This window comes from Massilia sp. TWP1-3-3 (assembly GCF_049897805.1).
GTDB lineage: Bacteria > Pseudomonadota > Gammaproteobacteria > Burkholderiales > Burkholderiaceae_D > Telluria_A.
This window is the reverse complement of record NZ_JAFCWX010000021.1, coordinates 52,534-64,280: the sequence shown is the minus strand read 5'-3', so window position 1 is coordinate 64,280 and position 11,747 is coordinate 52,534. Positions and strand designations below refer to the sequence as shown.

10 protein-coding genes are annotated in these 11,747 nt (G+C 64.6%); 6 read left to right on the top strand and 4 right to left on the bottom strand.

The window, feature by feature from the left end:
* Positions 1-98: 98 nt before the first annotated feature.
* From ACP7D4_RS19185 to ACP7D4_RS19175, 3 genes are read left to right on the top strand one after another with little or no spacing between them, the layout of a single operon-like run.
* The gene (locus ACP7D4_RS19185; RefSeq protein ID WP_426102964.1) at positions 99-821 is read left to right on the top strand and encodes a substrate-binding periplasmic protein; all 723 of its coding nucleotides are present in this window, start codon (positions 99-101) and stop codon (positions 819-821) included.
* Positions 821-1,327, top strand: a complete 507-nt coding sequence (locus tag ACP7D4_RS19180) for a cupredoxin domain-containing protein (protein ID WP_426210749.1) — start codon at positions 821-823, stop codon at positions 1,325-1,327. Before ACP7D4_RS19185 ends, ACP7D4_RS19180 begins: the two co-directional genes overlap by 1 nt.
* A gap of 39 nt (positions 1,328-1,366) precedes the next feature.
* Positions 1,367-1,984 carry an LON peptidase substrate-binding domain-containing protein gene (locus ACP7D4_RS19175; RefSeq protein ID WP_426210747.1) on the top strand — a complete coding sequence of 206 codons (618 nt, stop codon included), beginning with the start codon at positions 1,367-1,369 and terminating at the stop codon, positions 1,982-1,984.
* Positions 1,985-2,030: 46 nt separating this feature from the next.
* Here ACP7D4_RS19175 and ACP7D4_RS19170 read toward each other — a convergent pair whose 3' ends face one another.
* Together ACP7D4_RS19170 and ACP7D4_RS19165 are read right to left on the bottom strand one after the other, a co-directional pair.
* Positions 2,031-2,573, bottom strand: coding sequence for a hypothetical protein (locus ACP7D4_RS19170; protein WP_426210745.1), 543 nt, complete (start codon positions 2,571-2,573; stop codon positions 2,031-2,033).
* Between the two features lie 92 nt (positions 2,574-2,665).
* Positions 2,666-3,904: a S8 family serine peptidase gene (locus tag ACP7D4_RS19165; protein ID WP_426210744.1), complete on the bottom strand. Its 1,239-nt coding sequence runs from the start codon at positions 3,902-3,904 to the stop codon at positions 2,666-2,668.
* A 196-nt stretch (positions 3,905-4,100) separates the two neighbouring features.
* Here ACP7D4_RS19165 and ACP7D4_RS19160 point away from each other — a divergent pair, with 196 nt between their 5' ends.
* The gene (locus ACP7D4_RS19160) at positions 4,101-4,607 is read left to right on the top strand and encodes an RNA polymerase sigma factor (protein ID WP_426102954.1); all 507 of its coding nucleotides are present in this window, start codon (positions 4,101-4,103) and stop codon (positions 4,605-4,607) included.
* A complete protein-coding gene (locus tag ACP7D4_RS19155; RefSeq protein WP_426102952.1) occupies positions 4,604-5,356 on the top strand; it encodes an anti-sigma factor family protein in 753 nt (250 codons plus the stop codon). The genes ACP7D4_RS19160 and ACP7D4_RS19155 overlap by 4 nt, the downstream gene beginning before the upstream one ends.
* A gap of 248 nt (positions 5,357-5,604) precedes the next feature.
* Here the strand turns inward: ACP7D4_RS19155 and ACP7D4_RS19150 are convergent, their stop codons facing one another.
* Positions 5,605-8,679 (bottom strand): diguanylate cyclase domain-containing protein, encoded by a 3,075-nt coding sequence (locus ACP7D4_RS19150; protein ID WP_426210791.1) that lies wholly within the window; start codon positions 8,677-8,679, stop codon positions 5,605-5,607.
* Between the two features lie 493 nt (positions 8,680-9,172).
* Here ACP7D4_RS19150 and ACP7D4_RS19145 point away from each other — a divergent pair, with 493 nt between their 5' ends.
* Entirely contained in the window at positions 9,173-10,672 is a 1,500-nt protein-coding gene (locus ACP7D4_RS19145; protein ID WP_426210742.1) for a DEAD/DEAH box helicase, read from the top strand.
* Between the two features lie 87 nt (positions 10,673-10,759).
* Here ACP7D4_RS19145 and ACP7D4_RS19140 read toward each other — a convergent pair whose 3' ends face one another.
* On the bottom strand, positions 10,760-11,617 hold the full coding sequence (locus ACP7D4_RS19140; protein WP_426210740.1) for a sulfurtransferase: 858 nt from the start codon (positions 11,615-11,617) through the stop codon (positions 10,760-10,762).
* Between the last annotated feature and the right edge of the window lie 130 nt (positions 11,618-11,747).

Genomic DNA, 11,747 nt, shown 5'->3' with positions numbered 1-11,747 from the left:
CATTTGAGCATGGACTTCGGCAAATTCGTGGAGTGTGTGGTTTTGTCGGTGTTACCATTTCGCTCGTTGTACAAATTATCTTATGTGAGCAATCAAGCATGTTCAAGCACATCGTTTGCATCCTCGCCGCGCTGGCGGCAGCAGGCACGGCCACCGCCGGCAACGACCAATTGCGTATGATCGCGCCGCTCAACCATGCCATGCCGCTGGCCAGTTTCAAAAGCGACAAGCTGAGCGGGGGTATTTTGAAGGACCTGGGCGAGGCCATCGCGCGCCGCCTCGGCCGCAGCATCATCTTTATTAGTGTAGCAGGCGACCAGGTCGGCGCCGCACTTTCGGACGGCAAGGCCGACGGTGTCTGTTATGTGCGGCCGTTCTGGATCGACGGCGATTTTGACTGGAGCGCTCCGCTGCTGCCCGATACCGAAGTCGTCGCTTCCCACCCCGACATGCCGGTGCTGCGTTCGCTGTTGGACTTGCGCGACCGTCCGGTAGGCACCGTCACCGGCTACCGCTACCCGCGCGTCGAGCAAGTGCTCGGTTTGCGTTTTCTGCGCAGCGATTCGCCCACCATGGAAGAGAACCTGCACAAGCTCATGCTGGGCCACGCGCGTTACACCGTGATCGTGCAGTCTACGCTGGCGTACCATGCAAAGATGAACAAATCCCTGAAGCTGCGACCCGACCTCACGGTTGCTTCCTTTTCGGCGCAATGCGCATTTTCGCGCCGCAGCCACCTGCCGTTCGCCGACGTCGACAAGGCGATCAATGGCCTCATTGCAGACGGCAGCGTGCAGCGGATTCTGGCGAGGTATCGCTAGTGTCGTCGCAACCACCGGCGCAACCACCGCCGCCAGCGCCGCCGCCAGCGCCGCTACCGCACGCTGCGCTCGAACACGCGCGCCGCCATGCGCTGCTCTCGCTGCTGTTGTTGATCGCCGTGATCGCACTCGCCTGGGCCGCGTTGGCGCCGCTGGGCGCACGCGAGCGCACTCTCCTGCTCGAGATTGCGCCAGGCACACAGACACGGCGCCAGTCTGGCGACATGACCGGCGCCTTGCCCCCGACAGTGCGCCTGACGCTGGGCGTGCGCGACGTGCTGCACATAAAAAACAATGACACGGCCCCGCACTTCCTGGGCGCCATCTTGGTCAAGCCGGGGCGAGAAATGCACCTGCCGTTTGAGCAGGCCGGCAGCGAAGAGTTCACCTCAAGCGCGCATCCCGGGGGCAAGCTGACGGTGCTGGTCGAACCCTGGCCCGATCCCGGCACCGCGCGCCTGCGCTGGCGCCTGCGCGCACTGGTGCAGGCTGTCCGCCACTATTAATGGTGCGCCGCCATGCGCGGATTCTGGCATGATGGACGCATGGCCGCTCTTACTTTTCCCCTGTTCCCGCTTGGCACCGTGCTGTTTCCAGACGGCGTGTTGCCGCTGCAAATTTTCGAGGTGCGCTACCTCGACATGATCGGCCGCTGCATCGCCGACGGCACGCCGTTCGGCGTGGTGTTGCTGACCGAGGGCGGCGAGGTGCGCACGCCCGAGGGGCAGGAACGCTTCCTGCCAACGGGCACCCTGGCCTCGGTCCAGGACACCACCGCGTCCGCGCCGGGCTTGCTGCACGTTAGCTGTCGCGGCGGCGCGCGCTTTCGCATTCTTTCCAGCGAACGGCGCGCCAACGGCCTGTGGATGGCCAACACCGAGCTGGTGGAAGACGACCGCAGCATCCCGATCCCGTCCGAACTGCAAGGCGCCGCCGACGCGCTCGACAAGGTGCTCGCGTCGCTGCACGAAGTACCCGAGCAGCGCTGGCCGGTGCTGCCGCCATTCCGGCTTGACGACTGCGGCTGGGTGGCCAACCGCTGGTGCGACCTGCTGCCCTTGCCCAATCCGCAAAAGCACAGCCTGCTGATGCTCGACAATCCCGTCATCCGCCTCGAACTGATGCATGACATGCTCGACGAGCACGGCCTGATCACCTCGTAAATAGCAAGGCGGCCGTGCCAGCGGCGGCAGGATCGTGCTGCGTCGCTTACTGGCTCGTGGACTTGGTCTCGCTCTCGCTCTCGCCCCCGGCCGTGCCGTTGCCGCCGGCGGCGCCGCTGCTGTAGGCCGAACCGCCCGCATTGATATTGACCGATTTGTCGACCTGAACCGAACCTGCCGCGTCGCCTGCCTGGCGTGCACCGTTCTGCGCTGCGCCGCGTGCGTTGCCCACAGTCGAACGCGCGTAGCCGCCCGTGCTGTCGGCCTGAGCGCGCGCCGCATCGCGCACGGTGCCCGCCGTGCGGCGCCCGCCGCCGGCAAGGTCCGCATTCATGCCGCTTGATGCCGAGCCCGAAAGCGCACCGGAAAGAGCGCCGTTGCCCCCACCCTGGCTGCCCATGCCGCCGCCCATGCTGCCGCCCATACCGCCGCCCATGCTGCCGCCCATGCCGCCGCTGCCGCCTAGCATGCCGCCCAGCGATCCGCCAAGGCCGCGGCCGCCGCCGCCCAGTAATTGGGCCTGGGCCGAAGCGGCCATGCCAAAGGATGCGATGAGGGCGATGTGGATGGCGATGTGTTTGATTTTCATGATGTTCTCCTGTAAGCGGTGCAGCCTGTCTGCAACCGTTACAAGGAAAACGAGCGGGCTCGACGGTTTATTCCCTGCGTCCGAAAAAAAAGTTAGCGCAGCGTTTCCGGATCAACCCGGAACGCCTGTCCCACCACCCCATGGCCGCTGTCCGCAGCGCCAGCCTTGACCGCCTGCGCGGCCAGCGCCGCCAGTGCGAGCGCCGAGCGCCCCTGGTCAGGACGCGGCAGCGCGCTCGCCAGCATGGCCGCCACGATGGGGGCGGCGAACGAGGTGCCGCGCACTTGCCGGTAGGGCGGCTCGCCCGGCGCGGCGCTGACCATATTGTTGCCCGGCGCGGCGAACATGACTTGCGGCCCGCGCCCCGCTTCGGGCAATACGCGCCCGCGCTTGTCCACCGCGCTCACACCCACCACGCCCGGATAGCTGGCCGGATACAGCGGGGCGGCGGCGGGCCCGTCGTTGCCGACCGCCGCCACCAGCAGGTGGCCGCGCCGCACCATCGCCGCGACCACGCGTTCGAGCGTCCGGTTGGCGGGGCCGACGATGCTCAGGTTGATCACGCCAACCTGTTCCGTGGCCAGCCAGGCCAGCGCGCCGGCGATCTTGTCGGCCGAGCCGCCACTGGCGCTGTCGCAATAAATATCGGCGGCAAACAAGTGCGCCTGCGGCGCCACGCCGCGAAAGCGGGGCGACTGGCCCACCATCAACGCCGCCACGGCAGTGCCGTGGGCAGCGGGGCGCACCACATCGCCGCAGCCCCAGCGCCGGATGCGCGCATCGCGAAACACATCGTGTCGCGTGTCGACGCCGCTGTCGACCAGACCCACGCTGACCGCGCCGAGCGAAGCGCTTGCGGACCCGGACTCGGACCCGGCCTCCGCCGGCGCGGCTGCCGCGTTTGCGCCGCCGCTGCCCATATACAGATGGTTGAAGTCATACGCGCCGTCCGGGTCCAGTGCGCGTAACTGCTCCAGCACGCGCGCGGTATCGGCCTGTTCGGGCACGCCCAGCACCACGATCACTTCGTCCAGGCCGCCCAGGCGCCGCTCGCGCAGCACCGTCAGGCCGGCTGCCTGCGCCGCCGCCAGGCCTGCCGGACCGGGCGACCAGGCCAAAATCTCGCGCCGCACGACGGGCTCGCCGCGCGGGTCGGCTTCGAGCACATCGCGATGTTGTCCGAGCAAGATTTTTACCTGGTCCAAGCGCACGTGCCGCAAGTCGGGCAGGGCGCGCAGCGGACCCGGGCTTGCCGCGGCAATGCCCGGCAGACCGCTGCCCCAGGGCAAGCCGGCCTGAGGGTGCGGCAAGGCCAGTGAGGGAAGGCGCAACTGGGCGCTAGCGCGGGAGGCAGTCGCCGCGAGAGTAAGCGCTAACACCAGGCGCCAGGCGCGAGGCGCACGAAACGGGGATTTTGTCTTCATTCGTCGGATGATAGTATAGGGATTCATGGTCTTGTTAATTAAACGAACGGGACTGGGATTAAAATCCCTCGCCCCAACGTTTACCCGCTATCTATGAATGTTTATGACACTTGACGCCACCACCATCCACGCTGACATCGGGGCCTTGCTGCCCCGGCTGCGCCGCTTTGCGCGTTCCATCACCTTCAACACGGAAGATGGCGACGACCTGGTGCAGGTGGCGGTGGAGCGCGCGCTCAAGCGCAGCGAACAATGGGAAGCGGGGACGCGCCTGGACAGCTGGCTTTTCCGCATCATGAAAAATGCCTGGATTGACGAAGTGCGCAGCCGGATCCGGCGCGACCAGGTGTTCGCCCCCGAAGAGTCGGGCGAGCATGTGGGCGACAATTCCGCCGAGGCGCACCAGCAGCGCCTGGCGATCCGCAAAGCGATCAGCCTGCTCTCGGACGACCACCGGGTCGTGATCGCCCTGGTGCTGGTGGACGGCATGGCCTACAAGGAAGCGGCCGAGGTCCTGGAAATTCCCATGGGTACCCTGACCAGCAGGCTGGCGCGAGCGCGCGAGGCGCTGCAGGGATTGTTGTCAGATCAAGCGAGGACTGTAGCATGAGATTTACCGAAGAAATCATAATGGCCTACGCCGACGGCGAGCTCGACGACACAACGCGGTTCCAGGTGGAGCTGGCCATGCGCCAGGACCCGGCCCTGGCCGAAAAGATCCGCCAGCACCAGGTGCTGCGGTCGCACGTGTTTGGCGCCTTTGCCGGCACGCTGGCCGAGGAGGTGCCCCAGCGGCTGCAGGCGGCCACGCGCTCGGGCAAGGTGATCCATCTCGACAGCGTGCGCCAGTTGCGCACGCCGCCGCCGCCGCGGCCTGCGCCCGACAAGCACGGCTGGCGCTGGCCCGAATGGGGTGCGCTGGCGGCCACGCTGGTGGTGGGCGTACTGGCCGGGGTGTTTGGTGCGCAAGGCTTGGGCGGTGGCGCGCAGCTGGCCGGGTTGGACGCCGGCAGCGGGGCGCTGAAGGCGCAAGGCCGGCTGGCGCAGGCGCTAACTGCGCAGGCCGGGCCGGTGGCGGCCGATGCGCCGGTACGGGTCGGGCTCAGCTTCGTGGCCAAGGATGGTCATTATTGCCGCAGTTTCATGCTGTCCAACATGGCGGGGCTGGCCTGCCGCAGCGGCGACGAATGGCGCATTCCCGTGATGGCGGGCGCCGCTGCAGTCGCGCCCGGGGCGTACCGGCAAGCCGGGAGCCAATTGCCGCCGGCAGTGCTCGAGGCGATCGATGAACGCATTGCCGGCAAGGCGCTCGATGCGGCGGGCGAGCGCGCGGCGGCGGCGCAGCTCTGGAAGCGCTGAATGGGATAGGCATGCAAAAATAATGCTACAGCGGTGTCGCGAACGCGGATGTTGCAAAGCGTTTTGCCACCAGTTGACTGCACAAACACCACGAAATGTGCAAACCCCACACTGCATCGTCCCCGCGGTTGTGGCCGTTGCACAAGGATTGTGGGAGGATACTTTGCACTGCCAAGGGCAGTAGGGCGGAAAAGGGCTAGCCCGCATTGCGCCATGCGTCTCGACGGCGCTCCCGGGTGATTTCAGCATCACTCCCCCAGCACCGCCCGGTTCCGCCCCGCCTGCTTGGCCCGATACAGCGCCTTGTCCGCCTGCTCGATCAGCGTGCTCCAGCTGAGCGCTTCATCCGGCATCGACGTTGCCACGCCAATACTGATCGTCACCACGCCATGTGGCGACTTGGCATGCGGCAGCGCCAGGCGCGCCAGCTCTTCGCAAATTTCCTGGGCGATCGCCAGCGCGTGCGCGGCATCGGTCGCCGGCGCCAGCAAGGCGAATTCCTCGCCGCCGTAACGGGCCACCAGGTCGCTGGTGCGCCGTCCGTGCGCGGCAATCAGGTCCGCCACGCGGCGCAGGCAACGGTCGCCCGCCTGGTGGCCATAATGGTCGTTATAGGCCTTGAAATGGTCAACGTCGAGCATTGCCAGCGCCAGCGGATAGCCGTTGCGGGCCGCGCGCCGCCATTCGCTCTCAAGCGCGGCATCAAAACCGCGCCGGTTGTTAATGCCGGTCAGGCCGTCGGTGCTCGACAGTTCAGCCAGCTTGGCATTGCTGTCTTCCAGTTCGTGCGTGCGGGCCGCCACCATCGCTTCGAGCTGGACCTGGCGCCGCGTCAGGTGCCGCACGCGCGCGCGGTAAGCCGTCGACAGCAGGCTCACTGCCGCAAAGCTGGCCAGCAGGCGGAACCACCAGGTGTGGTACCAGGGCGGCAAAATCTCGATCCTCAAACTGGTCGGCTCGTCATTCCACACCCCCTGGTGATTGGCGGCCTTGACCATGAAGGTGTAGCGGCCCGGATCCAGATTGGTATAGGTGGCGCTGCGCCGCGTGGCGTCGGTCCGCACCCAGTCGCGGTCGAAGCCGTCGAGCCGGTAGGCATAGGTATTGCGCGCCGGATCGGTGTAATGCAAGGCCGCAAATTCAATCGTGAACACCGATTCCTGCACCGACAGCGTGAGCGCCGACGGCGACGTGACGCCGCCTTCGAGCTTGATGCCGGGCACCGGCTGCCCATTTTTGAGCGAATGGTTGAACACGCCAATGTCGGTGAAGGCCACCTGCGGTTTGACCGAGTCGCTGCGCACCAGTTCAGGGGTGATGCCGGTCATGCCCTTGACGCCGCCAAAATACAGCTTGCCGTCGGGCGCGGCGTAGGCGGTGGACACCGAATAGCCCTCCGACAGGCCATCCGCATTGGTGTAGCGGCTGACCTTGCCGGAGTCGGGATCGACCCGCAGCAAGCCGCCGGCCGTGCTCATCCACAACTTGCCGGCCTTGTCGCTGCGCATGGCCAGGATCTTGACTTCGCCCACGCTGTCCTTGGCGCCGTAGCTGCGAAAACTGATGCTGCCGTCAGCCGCCGTCAAGACCTGGTTGACCCCGCGCGAGGTGCCGGCCCAGACTCGGCCTTGCGGATCCTGGTACAGCGAGGCGACGTTGTCGTCGGCCAGCGAGGCCGGATTGGCTGCGTCGTGGCGCAGGTGGCGGAACTTGCCGGTGTGCGGATTGAGCACGTCGAGCCCGCCGCCGCTCCATTCCGAACCCATCCACACGCGGCCCAGCTTGTCCTCGAGAATGACAGTACTGTTGTTGACGCTGCGGCTGTTGGCCTCTAGCGTGCTGTGGGCGTAATTGGTCCAGGTGCCGGCCACGGTGTCGTAGCGGATCACTTGGCTGCCGGTGCCGAGCCATAAGGTGTTGCCCGCGCCGGGGGCGATGGCATTGATGAAGTCCGCCCCCACGCTGCCAAAATTGATGACCTTGAACGGCTGCTCCGGCGAGTCGAGCCGGTTCAGGCCGGCCGAGGTGCCCACCCACAGCGGCCCGCCCGGCTGCTGGTACAGGCTGTAGACCACGTCGTTGGAAAGTGAACCGGGCTTGCCGGCCTCGGCGCGGAATGTCTTAAGCACGTCGCCATTGGCCGGATCGAACAGCGCCAGGCCCGAGTTGCCGCTTAACCACATGCGCCCGTCAGGCGCGCCTTCGATGGCTTTCAGCGAGTTGTCGGGGCGCAGGTTGTGCGCTTCGACATCGAAAGGAATGAAGCGCTGGAAGCCCTGGCTGTTCAGGTTAGCCAGGCTGATGCCGTCCGAAAACGAACCGACCCACAGCATGCCGCTGCGGTCTTGCATGACGGCCCGGATATAGTCTGATGGCAGGCTGTTCGAATCGTTGGCGCGGTGCACGTATTGCACAGGCTTTGCCGCGCCCTTGTCCCAGCGCAGCAGGCCGGCGGCCAGCGTCCCGGCCCACACCGTGTCGTTGCGGTCGCCATACAAATAGTTGATGCGGGTGGCCGGCGAATTCAAGGTGCGCGCGTCCCAGTCGGTGCCGGCCTTCCAGGTGATCACGCCGTTCTGGGTGCCGACCCACAAAGTGTGGTCGCGGCCATAGTGCAGAGCGCGCACGATATTCAATTTTGGGTCGGGTGCGGCATCGCTGTCGAGGCGGTGGTGAATCACGTCGACCTTGCCTTGCGGCAGATAGTCCAGGCCGCCGGGCCAGGTGGCGGCCCACACGCCGCCGCGCTCGTCCATGGCAATGGCGTTGACGTCGTTGCTGGCCAAGCTGCCGGGCCTTTTGTCGTCATGCAGGTATAGCGTGAAAGCGGCGCGCGACGGGTCGAAATGCTGCAGGCCGCCCCAGGTCGCCAGCCACATGCCGCCCTTGCCGTCGCCGATGATCGACTTGACGATGCGCTGCGCGGCCGGGCCGTATGGCGGCACGAAGCGGGTGAAATCGTTGGTCTTCGGGTTGTAGCGTGCCAGCCCGTTCTGGGTGCCGGCCCAGATCACGCCCTGCTGGTCTTCATACAGGGTCGAGACGCGGTCGTGGGGCAGGCTGTTCGGCTCGGCGGCGCTGCTGGTGTACTTGACCGCATGGTAGCCGTTGTAGCGGTACAAGCCGCCGCTGAGCGTGCCGATCCACACGAAGCCCTGGCGGTCCTGCATCATGCTCAGGATGAGCAGGTCGTCCGAGTCGATCGACCCGAGCCGCTTGAAGCGCAGCGTCGAGGTCGGCGTCGCCAGCGCCGACAGCGACAGCGCCAGCAGGCACAGGAGGGCGCAGCCGCGGCGCAGGACGGTGGAGAGGGCGAATGGCATCGTCAAAAGTTTGTCTTTATGCGAATAGCTGGGATGGTTCCCAAGGGACGCGCGCTATTTATGACAGCGCCGCTTAAAACTGGCGTCAGCTTAACATTGCCTAATGTAAATTGCACACGATGTAAGCCTTTTGACATGCAATTTGTGCAAGCGCGAAACTTCCTGTTTCCAATCGGACACTGCCACCTGTCATGCCGACCTGCCCGGGATACCGCTCTGCTGGGGCGATTGTTAATTTTTTGAAGCCGGTTCGCGGTCAGAACCCTTGGCCTGTTACCAATGATCTATCCTGCCGCTCTGGGGGAAACACATATTCCATATACAGTTGCCCGCTTTTAGGGTATCGTTTACGGCACTATTACTGCATCTACGTCCGCGCGTCCGCTTGTCAAAGGGGCGTTTCGCGACACTATTTCGAGCTGGCCGCCGGTCTTTCCCTGTGTCGGCCTTCAATCTGGGCGTAGAGCTTATCGAACATTCGCCCGGAAAATTTATGCCAGAAACACCGATCACCATTGAAGCTGACAGCGCGCCTACCGTGCGTTTTGCCGACTTCGGCCTTGCTCCCGAAATCCTGCGCGCGCTGACCGACCAAGGTTATGTGCACCCGACGCCAATCCAGGCGGCCGCCATTCCCATCGTGCTGCAAGGCCGCGACGTCATGGGCGCCGCCCAGACCGGGACCGGAAAAACGGCCGGTTTCTCGCTGCCGATCATCCAGTTGCTGATGGCGCACGCCAACCCCAGCATGTCGCCCGCGCGCCACCCGGTGCGCGCGCTGGTGCTCACGCCCACGCGCGAGCTGGCGGTGCAGGTGGCGGAAAACGTCAAGGCTTACGCCCAGCACACGCCGCTGCGCTCGACCGTGGTGTTTGGCGGCATGGACATGAAGGGCCAGACCACCATCCTCAAGGGCGGCGTCGAAATCGTCATCGCCACGCCGGGCCGACTGCTCGACCATGTGGAACAGAAAAACGTCAACCTGGGCCAGGTGCAGATGCTGGTGATGGACGAAGCGGACCGCATGCTCGACATGGGGTTTTTGCCGGACTTGCAACGCATCATTAACATGCTGCCGAAAAAACGCCAGAACCTCATGTTCTCGGCGACTTTTTCCGGCGAGATCAAGAAGCTGGCGAACAGTTTCTTGAACGATCCCGTGATCATCGAAGTGGCGCGCAGCAATGCGACCGCCGACAAGGTGACCCAAGTGGTCTATAAGGTGACTGAAGAGAGCAAGCGCGACGTCGTCGAGCACCTGATCCGCGGACGCGACCTCAAGCAAGTGCTGGTGTTTTCGAATACCAAGATTGGCGCGTCGCGCCTGTCGCGCCATCTGGAGCAGGCCGGCATCAAGTCGACCGCCATTCATGGCGACAAGACCCAGCAGGAACGCATGGCCGCGCTTGACGCGTTCAAGAAAGGCGAGACCGATGTGCTGGTCGCCACCGACGTGGCCGCGCGCGGGCTCGACATTTCAGACTTGCCATGCGTGATCAATTTCGACTTGCCGTACAACGCGGAAGATTATGTGCACCGGATCGGCCGCACGGGTCGCGCGGGCGCCTCGGGCGACGCCATTTCCGTGTATTCGGAGAAGGACGAGCGCCTGCTGACCGATATTGAAAAATTGATCAAGCAGACCATCACCCGTGGCGAGCTGACCGGCTTTGCCGCGCCATCGCGGGCGCCGCGCGAAACGTCGGAGCGTCCACCGGAGCGCCGCGCGCGCCGCGGTGAAGGCGAGGCGCCGGTGCGCAGTAGCAGTAGTAGCAGTAGCAGCGGTAGCAGCAGCACCGGCGGCGAACGCAGCGAACGTGCGCCGCGCACCAGTGGACCGATGCCGCGCCGCGAAAAAGTCGATCCATGGTTCCTCAAACCGTACGAGCCGAGCGTGAGCTCGGCGCCATTGGCGCCGGCGGTATCGAGTTCGTCAATCAAGCCGGGCAAGCAAAAGATTGCGGCCTTACTGGGTGGAATGCCGAAGCCATGATGCATGGCGCAATGCGGACTGCGTCCTTTTGCGCCCTACGATCGTCGCCAAATTCCCCACACTTTTTTGTGCCACCCGGGCGCCAGGCTAGGCCGCATTGCTATCTGCACGATAGCAATGCGGACACGACACCCCATACACATACTGCGCCGACAGCTGTTCGCGCGGCGTCACCACGGCGCGGCAAGCAAAACATTGGGTGGTGGTGACCGCTTCAAGCTGGGGATTGAGGGCCGTGCGATAGTCGAATACAAAGCAGTCGCCCGTGTAGTGCTCCCCGCCCACGTCCTCAAAATATTTCAGAATCCCGCCTTCGAGCTGGTACACGCTGTCGTAGCCGATATTCTGCATGTGGATGGCCGCTTTTTCACAGCGGATGCCGCCAGTGCAGAAGGTGACGACGGTCTTGTCGGCCAGCGCCTCCTTGTTGGCGGCGATCACCTCGGGAAATTGCGTGAATTTGTCGATCCGGTAATCGATCGTGTTGTTGAAGGTACCCACGTCGACCTCGAAAGCGTTGCGCGTGTCGACCATCACGACCGGCTTGCCATTGTCGTCATGCCCCTGGTCGAGCCAGCGCTTGAGCGTGGCCGGCGCCACTGCGGGCGCGCGCCCCAGCTCGGGCTGGATCAGCGGCATGCGCATGGTGATGATTTCCTTCTTCAGCTTGATCAGCATGCGCTTGTGCGACTGCTCTTCGGAATAGCTTTCCTTGACCTCGATGTCGGCAAAGCGCGCGTCGCCGCGCAGCCAGGCCAGAAAGTGGTCGATCTTGTCGCGCGGACCGGACAAGAACAAGTTGATGCCTTCCGGCGTGAGCAGGATGGTGCCCTTCAAGCCCAGTTCGTGGCATAACGCCTGGTACTGCGGGCGCAATTCTTCGGTATTGTCGAACGTGACAAATTTATAGGCGGCGATATTGACGTGGGGAGTGGCAGATGACATGGCGTTTCAGTGCAAGGGGACAGCCGGTATTATAAGGCAGCGGCCGCCGCTGGCGTTGTAGATCGACTTTTGGTATTGCTCTCGTGTAACAAATTGCAACGCGGAACGGTACTGCGCGTGACAATCTGAC